The organism is Actinomyces radicidentis (genome assembly GCF_001553565.1).
GTDB classification, from domain to species: domain Bacteria; phylum Actinomycetota; class Actinomycetes; order Actinomycetales; family Actinomycetaceae; genus Actinomyces; species Actinomyces radicidentis.
This window is the reverse complement of sequence record NZ_CP014228.1, coordinates 1,404,620-1,424,581: the sequence shown is the minus strand read 5'-3', so window position 1 is coordinate 1,424,581 and position 19,962 is coordinate 1,404,620. Positions and strand designations below refer to the sequence as shown.

Below are 19,962 nucleotides of genomic sequence, written 5' to 3'. Positions count from 1 at the left end.
TACCAGAGGGCCACCTCATCTTAACCTTGAGTTCTGTGCACCTTCCATCCACATGAAACTAAAGGTCAAGCTGAGTAGAGCCACTCCACGAGGCGTTCCTCCGCGGCGTGCCACTGCTCCGCGCCACCGAAGGACCGGGCGATCTCGACGGCGGATCCGATGTGTGACAGCGGCTCCATCGTCAGCACCTGAGGCGAGGTGATGTCATCGAGCCCGTAGTCGACGTATCGATCCAGGAGTCCCTCCAGCACGCGCCGAGCCCCCTCCGCCATGGCCTGGAGCTCCTCACTGCGCTGCTCCCTCACGCGGCGCACCCGCTCCGAGCGCGTCGGCGTCTCGACGTTCCAGGCGAGCTGGAGCAGCACGTCCAGATCATCCGTCCCGTCGGGAAAACGCTCGCGAACGGCATCGAGGTCGACGTGCTGGGCCCGGAGATCGGCGAGCAGCTCGTCCCTGCTCTGCCGACGAGCCCAACGTCGAGCAAGCACCTTCATGTCAGGGACCAACCGGCGGACTCTCTCGCCGGCGTAGGCCTCCATCTCCGTGAGGACCAGGCGCCCCGTCGAGGTGTCGACGGCAAAACGCGCGTCCGAGAGGACCGCCATGTCTCCCCGCACAGGCAGCACCGGCATCCGTGGCTGCTCCCCCGCCGATGCATCAGGACCTGCTGCAGCCTCCCCGCGCCCGTTCTCGTACTCGGGCACGCCCGAGAGATCTCCTGAGCCTCCTTCGTCGAAGCCCTCGTCCGGCTCCGCAACACGCGGGCCTGACGTGTCATCACCGCCGCCGATGGGCGTCTCGTCTCCGGTCTCGGGATCGGCGACCACCGTGCGGACGGGAACGAAGCCGTCGAAGTCGGGGTCGTTGAAGTGGGCGGAGGCGCCGACGTAGTCGATGACCTCGAAGGATGTCTTCCCCTTGTCGGGGTACAGGCGAGTCCCGCGCCCCACGATCTGCTTGAACTCGATGTCTGAGCCGACGGGCCGGAAGAGCACGACGTATCGCAGGTCCTCGATGTCGACCCCTGTGGAGAGAAGTCGCGACGTCGTGGCCACGACCGGGCTGGTCGTCGTCGGGTCGCAGAAGCGGTCGAGAAGACTCTGCTTGTTCCGTTCAGCACCGACGATCCTGACGGACCACTGCTCGTCACGGGCCCCGGGATCGACGCGCTCCGCGTATAGGTTCTGCAGGGCTATCTGGACGTCGAGCGCGTGATCGATGCTGCGACAGAAGACCACGGTCCTCGCGGTGAGGTCCTTTTCAAGCACCCCCATGAGGTGCTTCGCCATGAGCGCGGTGCGCTCGGGCGTGGACAGGGTCCGCTCGAAGTCACGGGTGGTGTATGTCCCCTCGGGGATCGCGAGGCCGGCCTCATCCAGGTCCCCGGCCTCCACCTCGACTCCCTCGACGTCGGGGGTCAGTAGCACCTTCCTCACGGAGTACGGGGCGAGGTAGCCGTCCTCGATCCCCTGGCGGAGCGAGTACGTGAAGACCGGCTCCCCGAAGTACTCGTAGGAGTCGCGGTCATCCGCCTGGACGGGCGTCGCCGTCAGGCCCACCTGAACTGCGGACGAGAACCGATCGAGGATGCTGCGCCAGCGAGACGTCTCCGCGGCGGAGCCCCGGTGGCACTCGTCGACGATCACCATGTCGAAGAAGTCAGGGGCGAAGTCGTGGAGCCGAGTGACGTCGTCGGACTCGACGACCTCCGCCCCCTCGTCCTCCGACCCCGTCGTCAGCGCCTGGTAGCTGGCGAAGTAGATGTCCTTCGCCAGAGTGAGAGCCCCGCCCTTGACCCTGGCGACGGGCTGAGAGCCGAAGGCCGGTCGGAACTGCTTGTCGATGGGCTGCGAGAGGAGAGCATCGAGGTCGGCCAGGTAGAGGACTCGGAACGACTCTCGGCGTGCATCGTGGTAGGCCCGGAGCTTGGCGACCAGCTGCATCGCGGTGAAGGTCTTGCCGGTCCCCGTCGCCATGAGCAGGAGGATGCGAGTGCGCCCCTGGGCAACCGCGCGCAGGACGCGGTGCACGGCCTCGACCTGGTACCACCGGGGCTCGTGGATGCTCCCGTCCGCGCCGTGCTTCTCGCGATTGAAGGACTGCCCGAGCAACACGAGGGCGTCGTCGTCGATACCCGCGTGCTCGCGATAGGCGAGCGAGACCTCGACGGGAGCCGGGAACGACGAGACCTCACGGACGGTCCCTGTGCGGAGATCATGCTCCACGATGCCGACGCCGTTCGTCGAGTAGGCCAGTGGCAGGTCCAGCCTGCTGGCATACTCGACCGCCTGCTCGAGGCCGGCTGCAGGCTTCGCCCACTCCCGCTTCGCCTCGACGACTGCGCCAGGGACTGTCGGCGCCGCCATGAGGACGTAGTCGACGAACCCCTTCCTGGCGTCGAGCACTCCGCGAGCAGCACCCGCGGCGGTCGCCGCTCGAAGGTAGTACTGCTCGCGGACCATCGCCTTGGGATTGCCCGGGTCGATCTCCCAACCTGAAGACTCCAGCGCCGGCAGCACGAGCTCACGGCAGGTGTCGTCCTCACGTGGTCCAGATCTCATGCTCTTGAGCGTACCCGGAAGCAGCGGTCATCAGCCGGAATCTCTACAGCCGCCCTTCCTGACAGAACCCACGCTACTGTCCAGGACACGCAGTCAGGAGCCGAGGGAGTCGAGGGCGAGGTCCTGCGCGGCGAGGGTGAGCCGCAGCCCGTCATCGGCGACGGCGGCCCGGGAGACGGTGAGGCCGTCCGGGAGGGCGTCGGCGGGCACGGAGATGGTCGTCGAGGACAGGCCGAGCCAGGAGGCGAGGGTCCGTCCGCCGACCTCGCCGACGAGGTCCACCTCCTGCCCGGCGAGGCTCGCGCCGGTGACCTCGAGGTCGATCCCGCCGGCGTCGCTGGCGGAGGGGGCGAGGGTGAGGGCGACGTCGACGCCGAGGACCGTGGCCGAGGCGGTGAGGTCGTCGGTGCTGCCGGCGCGGGCGAGGCTGAGGGCGGGCAGGTCGGGGACCTGGGCGGCGACGAGGGCTGCGAGGGAGTCCCAGGAGACGGTGCCGGTCGCGGCGAGCGCGCCCGCCCGGTGGGGCGCGCGGACGCCGAGGCCGGTGAGGGAGGCGTCGACGTCGGAGAGCTCGAGGGTGGTGACGGCTCCGGTCCCGTCGCTCGCGGAGGAGCCGCCCGTGGTGCTCGAGTCGAGCTCGAGGGAGGAGGCGTCGACGTCGAGGGAGTCCAGCTCGCCGCCGAGCAGCTGCGGCAGGACGAGCCCCTGCGTCGTGACGGAGGCGTCGGCGCTGAGACCGGGCACGGCGTCGCGGACCGTCGCGGCCACCCGCGAGCGCGCGTAGAGCTCGCCGACGACGCAGGCCGCGGCGAGGAGCACGAGGACGAGGAGGAGGGACAGCGCCCGGCGGCCTCGCCGCATCGGGCGGCCCCGCCGTCTCGGCGTCCCCGCGACCCGGCGGCCGGCCCTCCGCCCCGGTCGCGCGACGGCGCCCCGGCGCGCGGAGCGGTCTGCGGCGCTCACGCCTCGACGGCCGGCATCTCGCCGGTTGCGCCGTCGACGGGGACGGTCGACTCCTGCTTCGCGGCCTGGTTGGCGGCGTACTCCTCGTCGAGCATGGGCAGGTCCTCGGCGGTCACCATGAGGGTGGAGACGGCGTGCTCGACGAGGGCGGTGCGGCGGTTGGAGGCGGCGCCCTCGGCGCGCCCGCCGCGCAGGCCGCGCACGCCGACGCGGTCGAGCTTCTCGCAGACGTTGTCGAGCTTGCGGTTGAACTTGGTGAGCGGCCAGCCCAGGCGGGCGGCGGCGGAGGCGGAGGAGGGGATCTCGGCGGCGCCGGTGCCGGCGCGCTTGAGGACGGGCTCGCACAGGGCGAGGACGAGGAGGAGCTGGGACCGAGTCATCGGGGTGACGCCGATGGTGGTGCGGCCGGTGGACTCGCGGGCGCCCTCGATGCCGGTGAAGCGGTCCTCGCCGGCGGTGATGAGGTCGATCTCGTAGGTGGTGGGGCCGGCGGAGAAGGTGAGGATGACGCGCGGGAAGACGAGCGGCATACGGGCGCCGGGGGCGAGGCGGGACTGGACGAGCCCGTCGCCGTCGGTGAGCACCGCGGACAGGCGGGAGCCCTCGTTCGTGATCCACCACAGGTCGGCGTCGTGGCTGAGGACGAGGAAGCGGCGGTGGAGGTAGGGGTTGTCGTCGATGTCGAGGTCGCCGCCGCGGCCGATGACGAAGGTCTCGTCGGCGGGGACGCGGTGGACCTCGCCGGAGAAGTCGAGGACCAGCTGATCGGGCTCGGCGGGGTCCACCTCGGGCAGGTCGGTCCAGGTCAGGTCGCTCATCGCGTCTCCCTCGGGTCGTGTCTCGGACGGTCTGCGGTGCTGGGCCGGTCGGTTCCGGCGGGCGCGCCGGGCGCCGGGCGGGACGGGGCTAGCGCGGTGGGGCGACGCGCAGCGTCACGCCGTCACCCACGTCCAGCAAGTCTCCCACGAGGAGCGGCGTCGGCAGGGCGGTGGCGAGCAGCACCGGCGAGATGCCGTCGCGGACGAGGACCGTGCCGTTGGAGGAGCCGAGGTCCTGGGCGAGGACGTTCGCTCCGGTGGTCGTGAGGGCCAGGTGGGAGCGGGAGACCATGTGGGTGGGACTCGGCACGGCCACGAGGCGGGTGGCGGCGGTGCGCTGCGGCGGGATCCCCGGGAGGGGCTGCGGGGCCCGTCCGACGACGACGTCGCCGCGGACCTCGATGGTCTCCCCGGTGGACACGAGGAGGACGGCGACGACGGGGCGGGCGGCGGGCTGCTGGACCGTCCCCTCGACGGTCTCGGTGGCGCCGACGAGGCGGGCCGCGAGCTCCTCGGGGTCCCGCGGGACGGCGGTGGCGCGGGGGCCGCCGGAGGTCCCGTAGCCGCCGGTGGCCGCGGAGGCGGCCGAGGCGGAGGAGGAGGCGGTGGCGGTGGCGCCGGTGCGCGGCAGGAGCGGGTCGGCTCCGGGGCGGCGGCGCCGTCGGCCGGAGCCGGGCTCGGGCTCGGGGTAGCGCCTGGCCTCGGCGTGCAGGACGGCGGCCTCGGCGGCGGCCTCGGTGAGCTCGAGGTCCGTCTCGTCGGCGGTGGCGGCGGCCGGCGCGGGCGCGGGCGCGGAGCGGCCCTCGCCCTCCTCGCGCTCACCGGTGACACCGGCTGGGGAGGCGGCGCGGGCGAGCTCGTCGGGGTCGACCCAGACGCCGGTGGGGGCGAGGTCCGTGGAGCCCGCGCCGAGCGTCACGGCGGGGGCCCCGGCGGCCGGGACTCCCCCGGCCGCTGCGGCGTCCGGGCCCGTGGCGTCCGGAGTCGCGGCGTCCGGGGTCGCCGACGGGTCCGCCGGCCCGGGGACGGGGCCGCCGAGGGCGACGAGGACGCGCGCGGCGTCGTCCTCGGTGGCCTCCTCCGTGAGGAGGGCCGTGCCGAGCCGTCCGACGACCTCGCGCGCGCTCACGCCCGGGGCTCCTCGGCGTGCGGGTCGCTCGCGCGGACGACCGGCCGAGAGGGGGCGCCGTCGACGACGAGGGCGGTCGTGTTGTCGTGACCGCCGGCCTCGAGCGCAGCGGCCACGACGAGCTCGGCGGTGCGCTGGGCGCCGAGGCCCGCGCCCAGGACGGTGGCGAGGGCCTCGTCGTCGAGCTCGTCGGAGACGCCGTCGGAGCAGACGAGGAAGCGGTCGCCGGGGCGGGCGTCGAGGCGGTGGAGCGCGGGGACGCCGGAGTCGTCGGTGCCGCCGCCCAGGGCGCGGGTGATGACGTGGCGACGGGGGCTGAGGCGCCCCTCGGCCTCGGTGAGGCGGCCGGCGTCGATGAGCTCCTGGACCTGGGAGTGGTCGACCGTGACCTGGCGCAGGACGTCGTCGCGCAGGAGGTAGGCGCGGGAGTCGCCGATGTTGAGGACGATCCAGGCGGGCTCGCCGTCGAGCTCGGCCAGGACGACGCCGGCGACGGTGCAGCCGGGCGGGTTGAGGGCCTCGGAGGGGATCGCGTCGACGGCGCGGGCGGCGGCGGTCACGGCGTCGACGACCTGCGCCTCGCTGGTGACGGCGGTCCCGGCCAGGGCGCGCAGCTCGCCGAGGGCGGCGCGGGTGGCGGCCCGGCCCGAGACGTGCCCGCCCATCCCGTCGACGACGAGGAAGGCGGGGGCCAGGGCGAGGTAGCCGTCCTCGTTGACGGGGCGGAGGCGGCCGACGTCGGTCGCGGCCCCGGCGACGGGGGCGAGACCCGCGCGCTCGAGGGCGGCCGGGGCGGGAGCGGCCGCGCCCGCGGTCGCGCCGGTCGACGGGTCGGACGCAGTCTCCGTCATGGGGCCTCCTCCTCTCGGGCCGGCGGCGGGTCGCGGGTGCGGGCGGCGACGACGCGGCCCCGCCGTCGCTCAGCGATCCCCAAGATACCGGCCGGGGTCGGCGGCGCCACCCCTCGGGTACCCTCATGGGGACCGGTACCCGTCGAGGACAGCGCTCGGCGGGGCGCACCCCGTACCGCGGCCAGGGCCTCGGAGGGCCGCGCCCCTGACGCCGTGCGCGCCTCGCAGACCCCGAAGGACGTCCATGTCTCAGGCCCAGGATGAGCTCGTCGCACGCGCGACGGACCCGAACGCCGAGCTGTCGACCCTGCACGAGCTCGCTCAGAACTACCCGGGCCTGCGCCCGTTCATCGCCGCGAACCCGCGCACGTACCCGGCGCTGCTCGACTGGCTCGGCTCACTCGGCGACGCCGACGTCAACGCCGTCCTGGCCTCGCGGACCGAGAGCGGCACCGACGCCGCCATGGAGACGGCGCACCGCCTGCGCGGCCGCGACCCGCAGGCGACCCAGGCCTTCCCCGGCGGGCTCCCGCCGGTCGACCCCGCGGCCACCGCCGCCATGCCCGCCGCCGGCGCGGCGGTGCAGCCCCAGTACCAGCAGACGCAGTACCAGCAGCCGGCGCAGCCCTCGTACCAGCAGCAGTACGCCCAGCAGCCCCAGCCGCAGTACCAGCAGGAGGCCCGGCCCCAGTACCAGACCGCGCAGCAGCCGGCCCAGCCCGCCTCCGAGGAGACCCTCTTCGGCGTCGGCACCCCCGAGCACGACGAGGAGCACCGCTCCAGCACGTGGCTGTGGGTCCTCGGCGCGATCGCGGTCGTCGCCGTCGTCGCGCTCGTCGTCTGGTTCCTGTCCTCCAACCACGGCGGCTCCGAGCCCGCCTCGTCTGCGACGCACGGCACCGTCTCCACGCAGGCCGGCCCGGCGGCCTCCGTGCCGATGGCGGAGGCGAGCAGCTCGGCGCCCGAGTCCGCCAGCCCGACGCCGTCGGCCACCGCGAGCGACGCCATCAAGTACCCGGCGCCCAACGACGCCGACACGATGAGCTCCTTCACCGCCCCCAGCGGCAACATCACCTGCAACCTCGGCCAGGACTCCGTGTCCTGCTCCATCGACGAGCACTCCTTCGTCCCGACCGACGGCTCCTGCGACGACAGCGCGGACAAGCCCTTCACCGTCTCCGTCGGGAAGGACTCCGGGGCCTCCGGGAACTGCGACAGCGGGTACTCGACCTCCGGCGCGACCCTCAGCTACGGGGCGAGCGCCAAGAACGGCTCCTTCGCCTGCACCTCCTCGGAGTCCGGCATCGAGTGCTGGAGCCAGGTCTCCGGCAAGGGCTTCACGCTCTCGCGCACCGAGGCCAGCGCCACCAGCCGCTGAGGCGGCCCGGCGCGGGGCTCCCGGCCCCGCGCAGCCACCAGCACCCCACCACGCATCCCACGGCCCGGCGCCGCGACCGCACCCCGGTCGCGGCGCCGGAGACCACTCCCAGACCAGACTCCAGTAAGGACCCGGACCACCCGATGGCCTCGACCTACGGACGCATCCTGTCCAAGCCCGGCGCGGCGAGCTTCTCGATCGCCGGGCTCATCGCGCGCTTCCCGATGTCCATGTTCGGCATCTCGACGATCCTCGCCATCCAGGGCCTGTACGGGAACTACTCCGCGGCCGGCACCGTCTCCGCCGCCAACATCGTCGCCGCCGCGGTCGGCGCCCCGGTCCTCGCCCGCCTCGTCGACGTCCACGGCCAGTCCCGCGTCATGCTGCCCGCGGTCCTCGGGTCCATCGCCGCGGAGGTCGCACTCGTCATCGCGACGACGCAGCACGCGCCCCTGTGGCTCCTCATCGTCCTCACGGCCCTGGGCGGAGGGCTCGCCGGCTCCATGGGCTCGCTCGTCCGCTCTCGCTGGACGATCGTCCTGTCCAAGCCGGAGGAGATCCACACGGCCTTCTCCCTCGAGGCCGCCTTCGACGAGGTCGCCTTCATCATCGGCCCGGTCCTCACCACCGCCCTGTGCACGACCCCGGCCCTGCCCGTGACGAGCGGCTGGATCGCCGCCATCACCCTGCAGACCGTCGGGTCCCTGTGGTTCCTCGCGCAGCGCTCCACCGAGCCCGCGCCCCACCCGCGGCCGAGCCGGCGCCGCAAGCGCCTCGCCGAGGGTGCGCCGGGCCGCGAGGGCGACCTCATCGCCCTGGCCGCCGCGCCCCTGACGCCGGTGGTGCGCAACGGCGCCGTCATCGCCGTCATCGCCATCTTCCTGGCCTCCGGGGCCATGTTCGGCGCGAACGACGTCGCCGTCGTCGCCTTCGCCACCGAGGCCGGGCGGAAGTCGGCCTCCGGCGTCATCCTGGCGGCCTGGGGAGTCGGCTCGCTCACGGCGGCGCTCGTCTACGGCTCGCGCACGTGGTCCTGGCCCATGTGGAAGCAGATCGCCCTGGGCACGGTCGTCCTCGCCGTCGGCGCCTCGACCTTCATGTTCGCGCCGAACCTCGTCGTCCTGTCGGTCCTCATGGTCCTCACGGGCATGTCGATCGCGCCGACGGTCACGACCGGCAACAACATCGTCCAGGCGGTCGTCGCGCCGAGCCAGCTCACCGAGGGGCTCGCGTGGCTGTCGACCTCGATGAACGTCGGCGTCTCGCTCGGCTCGGTCCTCGCCGGTCACGCCGTCGACGCCGGCGGCTCGCACGGCGGCTACCTGCTCGTCGCGGCCTGCGGCTGGCTCAGCGTCGTCGGGCTGCTCGGGGGCCTGCGAGTCATCCAGCGCGCCAAGCCGCACCGCAGCATCGACGCCGCCTGAGCGGTACCCGGCGTCGTCCCGCCCCGTGCGGGTGCCGTCCGGGCTCCGTCCGGGCTCGGTCCGAGCGCCATCGGGGCGGCAGCGAAGCCGGCGCCCTGCTCGGCGGCGGTCCAGGCTCGGTCCGAGCGCCATCGGGGCGGCATCCGGGCTCGGCACCGCGCCGCAGCAGGCGGACGCCCCGGGGCCGGTCGACCGCCCGGCCCTAGAATCCCGGCTCGTGGAGCAGATCGACCAGCTCAAGCGCACCGTCACCGACGCCCTCGCTTCGCCGGCGGCGATGCTGCTCGGGTGGGTCGGGCTCCTCGTCTCCGCCTACCCCTCCTTGTGGGGCAAGGACGGCACCGCCTCCTTCAAGCTGGACGCCTGGATCTACTACCACGCGGTCGCGCAGTGGCACGAGGGCGGCAGCCTCTACGACTGGTACGCGAACCCGGCTCAGCACCTGTGGCCCTTCACCTACCCGCCCTTCGCGGCCTGGGCGATGACGCCGCTGACGCTCGGCTCGGACCGCGCCGCCCAGGTCCTCCTCGTCCTCCTCACCCCGTTGTGCGTCGCCGTCACCGGCTGGGCGACGGCCCGGGCGCTGGGCGCCTCCTCGCGGCTCGCGTGGGGCGCCGCGCCCTGGCTGGGGCTGCTCGGCGCCGTCGTCCTCGAGCCGGTCTACAAGACGATGGAGTACGGGCAGGTCAACGCGGTCCTCATGCTGGCCGTGGCCCTCGACCTCCTCGCCGTGCCTCAGCGCTCGCGCTGGCGCGGGGTCCTCTCGGGCCTCGCGGCGGCCTTCAAGCTCACCCCCGCGATCGCCGTCCTCGTCCTCCTCGCCCGCCGCGAGTGGCGCGCGGCCGCGACGATGGTCGGCACGGCCCTCGGCGTGACGGCCCTGTGCTGGGTCCTCTCCCCGAGCGAGTCCTCCCAGTTCTTCCTCTCGGCGATGTGGGACCCCAGCCGCGCCGGGTTCTCCGACTACTCGGGCAACCAGAACCTCAAGGGCCTCGTGGCGCGCTGGCTGCCGGAGAGCCTCTGGACGCCCGTGTGGGGGGTGCTCGTCCTGGCGGTGCTCGGGGGCGCGTGGCTGCTGCTGCGGCGGCTTGACGCGCTGCGCCCGGCAGCGGACGACGACCGTTCCGACGACGTCGCCGTCGGCGACGGCACCGTCCTCGCCGTGCAGGTCGCCGTCACCATGGTGACGGGCCTCCTCGTTTCCCCCATCTCGTGGTCCCACCACTGGGTGTGGTGCCTGCCCGCTCTCATGGCGCTCACGGCCGCCGGCCTGCGCTGGCGCTCCCCCGGCCTCGTCACGGCGGCGGCGGCCGGGCTCGCCGTCTTCGGCCTGGCCATGCAGTGGTGGTTCCCGGAGCAGAACCACGTCGAGCAGGACTGGCCCTTCTGGGCGACGGTCGTCGGCTCCTCGTACACCTTCTGGGCACTGGGCGCCGGGGCGGTCCTCTGGCGGGCCGCGGAGCACCCGCGCGTGGAGCCCCGTCCGGGTGCCGAGCCGGAGGCCTCCCCGTAGGATCCTTCCGTGCCCTTCTCCGACATCGCACGCGCCGCCGAGCTCCGCCTGTACCGGGAGACGATCCCGGCCCTCAAGGCCCGGGGCTGGCGCCCGCGCGTCATCGCCTACGACGGATACGGCTCCGCCGGCGCCAAGGGCTCCATGGCCCGGGTCCTGGCCCGCATGGTGATGCGCCCGCCGGACGCCCCCGCCGAGGGCCCGCTCTTCCGCTCCATCCCCGAGGAGCTGCCGACGTCCGCTCAGGCGGTCCGCGAGGTCGCCCTCGACACGCTCCTGGACGCCCAGCGCGGCTGGCGCCAGTTCATCGACGTCCCCGTCCCCTACCTGCCGGTGACGATCACGGTCGGCGACGTCCGGGTGCGCACCCGCGCCGACCGGCAGGGCTACGTCGACGTCGTCGTGCGCGACCACGGCCTCGAGCCCGGCTGGCAGGACGTCACCATCGACGCCGCCGGCGCCGGCGAGGTCACCACCCGCGTCAACGTCATCGCCCCGGGGCACCACCTCGGCATCGTCTCGGACATCGACGACACCGCCATGGTCACCGACGTCCCCCGCATCTTCCTGGCGGCCTGGAACCTCCTCATCAAGAACGCCTCCAACCGCGAGCCGGTCCCCGGGATGGCCGAGCTCCTCGAGAAGGTCCGCGACGCCCACCCGGACGCCCCTGTCATCTTCCTGTCGACGGGCGCCTGGAACGCCGTGCCGACCCTGCGCTCCTTCTTCCGCAAGAACGGCTTCCCCGAGGCGCCCAAGCTCATGACGGACTGGGGCCCGACCAACACGGGCTGGTTCCGCTCCGGGATCGAGCACAAGCGCACCGAGCTGCGCCGGCTCATGATCGACCTGCCGGACCTGGAGTTCCTCCTCATCGGCGACGACGGCCAGCACGACCCGCTCATCTACTCCGAGGCCGTCCGCGAGCACTCCGACCGCGTCGCGGCCGTCGCGATCCGGCAGCTCAGCGAGCGCGAGCAGGTGCTCGCCGGCTCGCAGATCGCGCACCCTATGGGCCTGGGTCCGGAGGCGCGCACCCTGGCGGAGGCGGACGTGCCCGTCGTCGTCGGTCGCGACGGCTACGAGCTCGCGCGGCTCCTGCCGTCCTGGATCACCGAGGGCGGCGAGCCCGAGGACGGGACCGCCTGAGCGCGGCCGACCCACCACGGCACGACGACGGCGCCGCCGGCCGGCCCCCGGACGGGCCCGGCCGGCGGCGCCGGTGCGTGCGGGGCGTCGTCAGACGGCGGTGCCGACGAGGTGCCCGATGCCCCAGGTGACGGCCATCGCGAGCGCGCCGCCGACGACGTTGCGCACGATCGCGGGGCGGACGGGGGCGTCGCCGAGGCGGGCGGAGACGCCGCCCGTGAGTGCGAGGCCGAGGAGGACCGCGACGAAGGTGAGCGGGATCCGCACCGGGAGCGGAAGCAGCATGATGGCGAGCATCGGCAGGAGCGAGCCGAGCGTGAAGGCGACGGCGCTCGACCCGGCGGCGTGCCATGGGTTCGTGTAGTCGTCCTCGCGCAGGCCGAGCTCGGCCTCGAGGTGGGCACCGACGGCGTCGTGCGCGGTGAGCTCGCGGGCCACCGTGAGCGCCGTGGCCGCGGTGAGGCCCTTGGCGCGGTAGTGGGAGGCGAGCTCCTCGATCCCGGCCTCGGGGTCGTCCGCGAGCTCGGCGCGCTGGCGGGCGACCATGGCCTTCTCCGTGTCGGACTGGGTGGACACCGAGACGTACTCGCCGGCCGCCATGGACAGGGCGCCCGCGACGACGGCGGCGACGCCGGCCGTGAGGACCGCGCCGTTGCCGTTCGGGCTGGCGGCGGCGACGCCGATGACGACGCCGGCCACGGAGACGATGCCGTCATTGGCGCCGAGGACCCCGGCGCGCAGCCAGTTGAGGCGGGAGGCGAGCGAGGAGGCGGCCTCGCGGGCGTCGGAGGGGGTGTCGTCGGCGCTCGTCCCGGCGGGCGCGGTCAGCGGCTCGGGGGCGGGGGCGAGCGAGACGGCCGTGGGGCACGGCGGGACGACCCGGGACGTCGGCTGCTGGGGCAGCTCGGTGCCGACGTGCTCGGGGACGGTGAGGCGGCGCGGCGTGCGGCCCGCTCGGGGCGTCTCGGTGGCGTTCATGCCGCCACAGTAGATCCAATCAATTCCGCTGTATAGCAAAGGAAGTCTTACCTAAGGAAGGGCCCCTTGCCTGAGCCGACCGCCCCTCACCGCCTCCGCCGACGGCGCAATGACCCCGATTCGAGCGACGACACCGCAGGTCAGAGCCCTATGCTGAAACGCAGCGCACGATCCTGATCCCACGGCGAGCCCCGGGCACCGGCCCGCGGGGCGTCGACGATCCCGCACCCCGGACCGGATCGTGACCGAACACTCGACCCGCAGGAGGCCCTCATGGCCAGCAAGATCCCCTTCGTCCTCGGCCTCGGCGCCGGCTACGTCCTCGGCACCCGCGCCGGCCGCGCCCAGTACGAGCGCATCAAGGCCACCGCCACGAAGATCGCCGAGCAGCCGCGCGTCCGCGAGACCGTCGACACCGCCTCCGCCCGCGCCACCGCCTTCGCCAAGGAGCAGGGCGAGGTCCTCACGGACCGCGTCGTCGAGGCCGTCAAGGAGCGCGTCTTCTCCGGCTCCTCCTCGCGCAGCAAGGCCGACGGCCCGACCCGCAACGTCAAGACGCCGAGCTACGAGCCCGTGACCGTCGACGACGCCGAGGTCCGCCCCGTCGAGGACTGAGGCTCGCAGCTCGGGACCCGAGGATCCTGACGCGCGGGGCGCGGTCCCACGGGGCCGCGCCCCTTCGTCGTCCTGAGGGACCGCCCCGAGGCGCCGCCCTGGGGCGACCGGCGACGGCGACCGGCGCCGACGCCCGGCCCACCCCGCCGGCACGGCTCAGAGGTCGGCGGGGTCCAGCGGCTTGCGGCGACGGCGCGCGGGTCGGCGGGTGGTCCTTCGCGGCCTCGTCATGAGGGCGCGGCGCCAGCCGACCCGCTCGACGTCGGTGGCCGGACGACCGCGACGAGCGCCCAGCACGCGGCCGGCGGCGACCCACTCGGCGCGGCGGCGCTCCCAGTCCTCGGCGACGGGCAGCCGCCACTCGCGCCAGTAGGCCAGGAGGCAGGTGCCGGCGCCGACGACGGTCGCGACGAGCATCGCGTAGGCGTCCGGCAGGCCCCCGCGCACGAGGAGGACCTCGGTGAGGGCCGAGCACAGGGCGGGCACGGCGTAGAGCTTGTTGCCTCCGTAGACGGCGGGGGTCTCCCCCACGGAGACGTCGCGGATCATGGAGCCTCCCACCGCCGTGAGGCAGCCGAGCAGGAGCGCCGGCATGACGCCGAGGCCGTTGGTGAGGGCCTTCGAGGCGCCGGTGGCGGCCCAGGTGCCGAGCACGACGGCGTCGGCGACGACGAGGAAGCGCCGGGCGAAGGTCGTGCGGAAGGGCGCGAACCAGGCGATGACCGCGCCGACGCAGGCCGTGTAGAGGTAGTACGGGTCGGTGAGGGCGAAGGGCGGGCCCGCCTGGATCATGACGTCGCGCAGGATGCCGCCGGCGGTGGCGGTGAGGATCGCGAGGACGACGAAGCCGACGAGGTCGAAGTTCTTGCGGCGCGCGATGAGGCCGCCGAGGATCCCGTTGAGCAGCACCCCGGACAGGTCGAGGGCGCGGAAGGTGTCGGGCAGCGCGTCGGGGACGGCGAGCTCGAGGGGGAGGCCGGTCAGCACGCCGACCACCCTAGCGGGGGAGCGTCGAACGGCCGACCCGCCGGCGGAGGGGCCACCGGGCTGTCGGGCAGAGCCGTCGGCGCCGCCGTGCAGCCGTCGCGTACCGACGGGCGCGGCAGGACTTACGGCCCGCCGAAACCTGGGTTCGCCCCGTTCACCGGGCGGGACGAGACTGCCGGTCGTGTCATCGCTCCGTTACGCCCCGCCCAAGGACCTGAGCCGCTACGCCTGGCTCTCCATCGCCGCCGCCCTGGCCACCATCGCGCTCAAGTCCTACGCCGCGTGGCTCACGGGCTCCGTCGGCCTGCTCTCCGACGCCGCCGAGTCCCTCGTCAGCCTCGTCGCGGCGATCATCGCCCTCATCGTCCTCAAGATCTCGATCCGCCCGGCCGACGACGACCACCAGTTCGGCCACTCCAAGGCCGAGTACTTCTCCGCGGTCTTCGAGGGCGTCATGATCTTCGTGGCAGCCGCCTTCATCGTGTACTCGGCGATCGGCCGCATCATCAGCCCGGTCATGCCCGAGTCGCTCAGCGTCGGCCTCCTCATCTCCGTGGGCGCCTCGGTCATCAACGGAGCCGTCGCCTGGGTCCTGCACCGCAAGGGCGTCGAGGAGAATTCCAAGACCCTCATCGCGGACGCGAAGCACCTGGCGACCGACGTCGTCACCTCCGCGGCGGTGCTCGTCGGCGTCGGCCTCGTCGCCGTCTTCCACTCCCCCGTCCTCGACGCCGTCGTCGCGCTCCTCGCGGGCGTCAACATCATGTGGACCGGCTACAGGCTCATCAAGGACTCCATCGGCGGGCTCATGGACGTCGCCCCGAGCGACGAGGCCCTGGCACGCATCGACGGGGTCCTCGACTCCTACCGGCAGGACGGGCGGATCGACTTCCACGCGGTGCGCGTGCGCGAGGCCGGCAACCGCCGCTTCGCCCACCTCGACGTCCTCGTCCCGGGCGAGTGGACCGTGAAGAAGGGGCACGACCTCACCGAGGAGGTCATCGACGCCCTCGTGGCCGTGGACCCCGCGCTGTACGTCTCCGCGCACCTCGAGCCCATCGAGGACCCGCTGTCCTACGAGGACATCGACGACATCTGAGCCCGCCCAGCACCGTCCGGAGGCTCGGCGGCCTCGGCTCAGGCGCGGGCGGAGAGGCGGGCGAGCGGTCCGTCAGGGTCAGCGACGAGCTCGGCGGGGGCCCCGTCGGCGACGACGGCGCCGTCGTCGAGGACGATGACGTGGTCGGCCTCCTCGAGGCCGGTGAGGCGGTGGGTGACCTCGAGGATCCCGGCACCGGTACGCGCGGACCACTCGGCGAGCGAGGCGTGGACCCGGACGTCGAGGGCGGGGTCGAGGTGAGCACCGACCTCGTCGAGGACGAGGAGCGCGGGCCGGGCGAGCAGCGCCCGGGCGAGGGCGATCCGCTGGCGCTGGCCGCCGGAGACGGTGGTGCCCCGCTCACCGACGACGGTGCGGAGCCCGCCGGGCATGGCACGGACCTCGTCGAGGACGCAGGCGACGGCGAGCGCCTCCTCCAGCTCGTCGTCGGTGGCCTCCGGCGCGGAGAGGCGGAGGTTCTCGGCGAGGCTGCCGTGGAAGAGGCGGGCCTCCTGGGGGACGAGGACGAGCTCGCGGCGCAGGTCGTCGGCGCGCAGGCGGCGCAGGTCGGCGCCGTCGAGGGCGATGGTTCCGTCGTCGGGGTCGTCGGCGCGCAGGGCGAGGCGCAGGAGGGTCGTCTTGCCTGAGCCGGAGGCGCCGACGAGGCAGGTGCGCTCGCCGGCCCGGGCGACGGCGGTGACGCCGCGCAGGGCGGGCCGGGAGGCGCCGGGGTGGGTATAGACGACGCCGTCCCAGGCGAGCTCGTGGGAGGCGGCACGCGGGACGGGGGCGTCGCCGTCGGGCAGCTCGACGGGGACCTCGACGACCTCCCTGACGCGCTCGGCGGCGGCCAGGGCGGTGGCGAGGGTCCCGGCGACGCCCTCGACGCCGCGGACAGTCTCCCCGAGACGCCACAGGGCGGCGACGGCGGCTGCCAGCGCCGGGAGGGTGAGCTCCCCGCGAGCCGCCTCGGGGGCGCCGACGGCGAGGCCGGCGAGGGGCGCGGCGAGGACGAGGAGCTGGACGGCGCCGTGGCGGACGACGGCGAGCCGGTCCGCGGGGGCGGTGGCGGCCAGGAGGGCGTCGTCGAGGGCGCGGGTGCCGGCGAGGCGCTGCGGGGCGAGGCCGTAGCCGAGGACCTCGCGCATCCCCTGGACTGTGTCGGTGAGGTGGGCGGTGAGGGCGGCGCGCTCAGCAGCCGTGGCGCGGGCGGAGCGCGCGGCGGCACCAGCACCGAGGAGGGGCACGACGGCGATCGCCACGAGGAGCACGGCGGCGCCGGCGAGCGCGACCGGCCAGGACGCGGTCGCGCCGATGACGAGGACGGTCGTGACGGGGACGAGGACGGCGCCGATGACCGGCGCGATGGTGTGGGCGAAGAAGGTCTCGACGCGGTCCACGTCCTTCGTGGCGCGGGCGAGGAGGTCTCCGGAGCCGAGGCGCTGCCGGGTGGCGCGCGGCAGGAGGGAGGAGACGAGTCGGACGCGCAGGAGCTCGAGGGCCTTGAAGGCGACGAGGTGCCCGAGGAACTGCTCGCCATAGCGGGCGGCCGCCTTGAGCAGGGCCAGCAGGACCATGAGCGCCAGGACTCCGGCGACGCCGGGAGCGGTGGTGCCGGGCGCACCGGTGGCCGCGAGGGCGGTGCGGGCGACGGCGTCGGCGGCGAGGGCGACGAGGCCGACGCCGAGGAGCTGGGCGAGCACGCGCAGGAGGGTCGAGGCGGCGAGCGGAGGGAGAACCGGCGCGGTCGTGCGCAGGAGCCAGCGGACGAGGCCTCGTCGGGCCTCGCGTCCGACGGGGTGGGACATCGTCGGTGCCGCGGCACCGGAGCGGCCGGAGCCGAGCGAGGTGGAGGCGGTGTGGGCTCTCATCGCAGTCTCCCTCCCTCGACGGTGAGGACCCGGTCGGCGTCGTCGGCGGCGGCCCGCCGGTGGGTGACGGTGACGACGGTGCGTCCCTCACCGAGGCGGCCCAGGGCCTCGACGATGACGGCCTCGCTGGCGAGGTCGACCTGGCTCGTGGGCTCGTCGAGGAGGAGCAGCGGGCGGTCGGCGAGGAAGGCGCGGGCGAGGGCGACGCGCTGCGCCTGCCCGCCGGACAGGGCGGTGCCGCGCTCGCCGACGGCGGTGGCGAGGCCGTCGGGCGTGGCGCGGACCTCGTCGTCGAGGCCGGCGGCGGCGAGGGCGGCCCAGAGCTCGTCGTCGGTGGCGTCGGGGCGGGCGAGGCGGAGGTTGTCGGCGACGGTCCCGGTGAAGAGCCAGGTGCTCTGGGTGACGACGGCGCTGCGGGCGCGCAGGGCGTCGCGGGCCGCCTCGTCCCCGCGGGCGGCGGTGACCCCGTCGACGGCGACCGTGCCGACGGTCGGGAGCAGCTCGCCGTCGAGGAGGGCGAGGAGGGTGGACTTGCCGGCGCCCGAGGGGCCGACGACGGCGACGTGCTCGCCGGGCTCGATGTCGAGGTCGACGCCGGTGAGGACGTCGCGGCCGGAGGGACGGCCGTCGGGACGACCGTGGGCGGCCGGGCGGCCGGTCCCGGTCCCAGTTCCGGCCCCGGACCCGGCCCCGGACCCGGCCGCGGGCACGGCGGGGCGACCGTGGGCTGGGGCGGTCGGGGCGCCCTGGCCGGCGGGACCACCGTAACCGGCAGGGCGCCCTCCCGGGTGGCCGCCGGGGTGGCGGGCGGTGAGGACCGGTGCCTCGGGCCAGCGGGCCGTCACGGCCGACAGGCGCACCCTGGCGCCGGGCGAGCCAGCCGTCGGCGCGATCCCGCCGTCGACGTCCGCGGCCCCGTCGGCGCCCGCGACGCCGTCGGGCTCCGCGGTCCTCGTCCCGGGGACGGTCCCGTCACCGGCGCGGCGCAGCAGCCCCGTCATGAGCCGCTCGTTCGCCCGGCCGGACATGCCGACGTAGAAGAAGGAGCCGACGCGGTCGAGCGGCTCGAGGAGGACGACGCTGACCAGGACGAGGGCGATCGCGTCGCCCGCCGTGATCGCGCCCGAGCGGACGCGGACCAGGGACAGGGCGGCGGCGCCCACGACGAGCAGGAGCGAGGCGAGGCCGTCGGTGAGGAGGATGACGAGCTGGTTACCGGCGAGCAGGCGCATGAGGCCGCGCCGGTTCTCCTCTCCGGCCTCCTCGAGCTCGGCGACGGCACGGTCCCCGGCGCGGGCGAGGACGAGCGTCTCGAGGCCCTGGATGACCTCGAGGTAGCGGGCCGAGAGGACGGCGCGGCGCCGCCGCGAGGCCCCGGAGGAGGAGCGGGTCCGTCGGTGCACCTGCACCACGGCCCAGGGCACGACGACGACGGCCGCGGCGAGGACGAGGGCGCTCAGCCAGTCGACGGCGACGGCAGCCAGGACGAGGACCGCGATCGGCGCGAGGGCAGCGGCCGCCGTCGGGGCGAGGAAGGTCTGCCGGTAGCGGGAGACGCGCTCGGCGCCGTCGGTGAGCAGCCCGACGGCGGCGCCCGCGCGGGTGGTCGCCGCCGCGCCCGGGCCGCCCGGGACGGCGCCCGGTCCGCCCGGTCCGGAGTCGGAGCGCAGGGGACCGAGCCGCAGGAGCGCGGCGAGGACACGGCCGCGGATGACGCCCTCCTCGCGGGCTGCGGAGCGCCGGGAGACGCCGTCGGCGGCGCCGGCCGCGAGCGCGGAGACCGCGGCGGCGAGCAGCGCGCGAAGGAGCAAGCCCGGGCCAGCACTGCCCCAGGCCGCGACGGCGATCCTGCCGGCGCCGCCCGCTCCGGCGACGAGGAGGCCGAGGGCACGACCGACCTCGATGAGGCAGCAGGCCTGGGCCAGCGAGGCGAGGAGCAGGAGCATGAGGGCGACGGCGTTCGCGCGCCCCGCCGTCGGACCGGTGAGGACCCGGCCGGCGCGCAGGCCCGCGAGCGGTCCGGCGGCCGCGCCGGAACGGGGCCGTGAGGCCGCGCCCGACCGGGGTCCGGTGGACGAGGGTCGGCCGGCGGTGGGGGCGGAGTGCTGGGACGTCGTCACACCCCGCATCCTGCACCAGCGGACGCCCGCGCACGCCCTCAGGAGCGCTCACAGGAACGCCACAGCGCGACCCTGCGAGGAGCCCAGAGGCCGAGAGTTACCTAGGAGACACGTCGGGGACGACACCCGACCCCACCGTTCTGGAGGCAGACATGAGCGCCACGATCACCACCCTCAGCAGCACCCTCGCCCGCACCGCCGGCCTGCGCGCCGGGCTCGAGGCCGAGTCGTCCTCGGCGACCCGGCGCGCCGTCGCCTCCGTCCTGGCCGCGCTCGCGCTCGTCGCCACGACCCTCCTCGTCCTCATGGGCGCCCTCCTCGGCGGCCGCTGCTTCGTCGCCGCCGCCGACGGCGCAGGCCTCGTCCAGCAGCCCGTCGCCGTCGTCACCACGACCGGCACCACGGCCGAGGAGCGCGTCGACGTCACGACGAGCCGCGAGGACTGATCCACCGGCCCCGGTCCGCCGCCGGGCCGAGCACCGCCTCCACCGGGGCCACGACGCCGT

At 74.6% G+C, this 19,962-nt stretch carries 16 protein-coding genes; 7 read left to right on the top strand and 9 right to left on the bottom strand.

The window, feature by feature from the left end:
* Positions 1–65 precede the first annotated feature (65 nt).
* From hsdR to AXF14_RS05905, 5 genes are all read right to left on the bottom strand, one after another.
* The gene (gene hsdR / locus AXF14_RS05925) at positions 66–2,561 is read right to left on the bottom strand and encodes an EcoAI/FtnUII family type I restriction enzme subunit R (protein ID WP_084355397.1); all 2,496 of its coding nucleotides are present in this window, start codon (positions 2,559–2,561) and stop codon (positions 66–68) included.
* A gap of 93 nt (positions 2,562–2,654) precedes the next feature.
* Positions 2,655–3,422 carry an LmeA family phospholipid-binding protein gene (locus tag AXF14_RS05920; protein ID WP_067941635.1) on the bottom strand — a complete coding sequence of 256 codons (768 nt, stop codon included), beginning with the start codon at positions 3,420–3,422 and terminating at the stop codon, positions 2,655–2,657.
* A 98-nt stretch (positions 3,423–3,520) separates the two neighbouring features.
* Positions 3,521–4,342 carry an FHA domain-containing protein gene (locus AXF14_RS05915; protein ID WP_067941633.1) on the bottom strand — a complete coding sequence of 274 codons (822 nt, stop codon included), beginning with the start codon at positions 4,340–4,342 and terminating at the stop codon, positions 3,521–3,523.
* Positions 4,343–4,430: 88 nt separating this feature from the next.
* Positions 4,431–5,471, bottom strand: a complete 1,041-nt coding sequence (locus AXF14_RS13955; RefSeq protein ID WP_067941631.1) for an FHA domain-containing protein — start codon at positions 5,469–5,471, stop codon at positions 4,431–4,433.
* Positions 5,468–6,322 (bottom strand): PP2C family protein-serine/threonine phosphatase, encoded by an 855-nt coding sequence (locus AXF14_RS05905; protein ID WP_067941629.1) that lies wholly within the window; start codon positions 6,320–6,322, stop codon positions 5,468–5,470. Before AXF14_RS05905 ends, AXF14_RS13955 begins: the two co-directional genes overlap by 4 nt.
* 244 nt (positions 6,323–6,566) lie before the next feature.
* On the opposite strand from AXF14_RS05905, the gene AXF14_RS05900 reads away from it, so the two are divergent.
* From AXF14_RS05900 to AXF14_RS05885, 4 genes are all read left to right on the top strand, one after another.
* On the top strand, positions 6,567–7,700 hold the full coding sequence (locus AXF14_RS05900; protein WP_067941626.1) for a variant leucine-rich repeat-containing protein: 1,134 nt from the start codon (positions 6,567–6,569) through the stop codon (positions 7,698–7,700).
* 143 nt (positions 7,701–7,843) lie between these two features.
* Positions 7,844–9,124: an MFS transporter gene (locus tag AXF14_RS05895; protein WP_067941624.1), complete on the top strand. Its 1,281-nt coding sequence runs from the start codon at positions 7,844–7,846 to the stop codon at positions 9,122–9,124.
* 277 nt (positions 9,125–9,401) lie between these two features.
* Positions 9,402–10,637 carry a glycosyltransferase 87 family protein gene (locus tag AXF14_RS05890; RefSeq protein ID WP_067944100.1) on the top strand — a complete coding sequence of 412 codons (1,236 nt, stop codon included), beginning with the start codon at positions 9,402–9,404 and terminating at the stop codon, positions 10,635–10,637.
* A 9-nt stretch (positions 10,638–10,646) separates the two neighbouring features.
* The gene (locus AXF14_RS05885) at positions 10,647–11,786 is read left to right on the top strand and encodes an App1 family protein (RefSeq protein WP_067941622.1); all 1,140 of its coding nucleotides are present in this window, start codon (positions 10,647–10,649) and stop codon (positions 11,784–11,786) included.
* A gap of 90 nt (positions 11,787–11,876) precedes the next feature.
* Here AXF14_RS05885 and AXF14_RS05880 read toward each other — a convergent pair whose 3' ends face one another.
* Positions 11,877–12,764, bottom strand: coding sequence for a VIT1/CCC1 transporter family protein (locus tag AXF14_RS05880; RefSeq protein ID WP_236756073.1), 888 nt, complete (start codon positions 12,762–12,764; stop codon positions 11,877–11,879).
* Between the two features lie 273 nt (positions 12,765–13,037).
* Between AXF14_RS05880 and AXF14_RS05875 the strand changes: the two genes are divergently transcribed.
* Positions 13,038–13,379 (top strand): protoporphyrinogen oxidase, encoded by a 342-nt coding sequence (locus tag AXF14_RS05875; protein ID WP_067941620.1) that lies wholly within the window; start codon positions 13,038–13,040, stop codon positions 13,377–13,379.
* Positions 13,380–13,535: 156 nt separating this feature from the next.
* Here AXF14_RS05875 and AXF14_RS05870 read toward each other — a convergent pair whose 3' ends face one another.
* A complete protein-coding gene (locus tag AXF14_RS05870) occupies positions 13,536–14,366 on the bottom strand; it encodes a trimeric intracellular cation channel family protein (protein WP_236756071.1) in 831 nt (276 codons plus the stop codon).
* A 181-nt stretch (positions 14,367–14,547) separates the two neighbouring features.
* Here AXF14_RS05870 and AXF14_RS05865 point away from each other — a divergent pair, with 181 nt between their 5' ends.
* On the top strand, positions 14,548–15,465 hold the full coding sequence (locus tag AXF14_RS05865) for a cation diffusion facilitator family transporter (protein WP_067941618.1): 918 nt from the start codon (positions 14,548–14,550) through the stop codon (positions 15,463–15,465).
* Between the two features lie 38 nt (positions 15,466–15,503).
* Here AXF14_RS05865 and AXF14_RS05860 read toward each other — a convergent pair whose 3' ends face one another.
* A complete protein-coding gene (locus AXF14_RS05860) occupies positions 15,504–17,336 on the bottom strand; it encodes an amino acid ABC transporter ATP-binding/permease protein (RefSeq protein WP_236756063.1) in 1,833 nt (610 codons plus the stop codon).
* Positions 17,333–19,456 carry an ATP-binding cassette domain-containing protein gene (locus tag AXF14_RS05855; RefSeq protein ID WP_067941616.1) on the bottom strand — a complete coding sequence of 708 codons (2,124 nt, stop codon included), beginning with the start codon at positions 19,454–19,456 and terminating at the stop codon, positions 17,333–17,335. Before AXF14_RS05855 ends, AXF14_RS05860 begins: the two co-directional genes overlap by 4 nt.
* Positions 19,457–19,608: 152 nt before the next feature.
* On the opposite strand from AXF14_RS05855, the gene AXF14_RS05850 reads away from it, so the two are divergent.
* Entirely contained in the window at positions 19,609–19,902 is a 294-nt protein-coding gene (locus tag AXF14_RS05850; protein WP_067941614.1) for a hypothetical protein, read from the top strand.
* Positions 19,903–19,962: the final 60 nt, after the last annotated feature.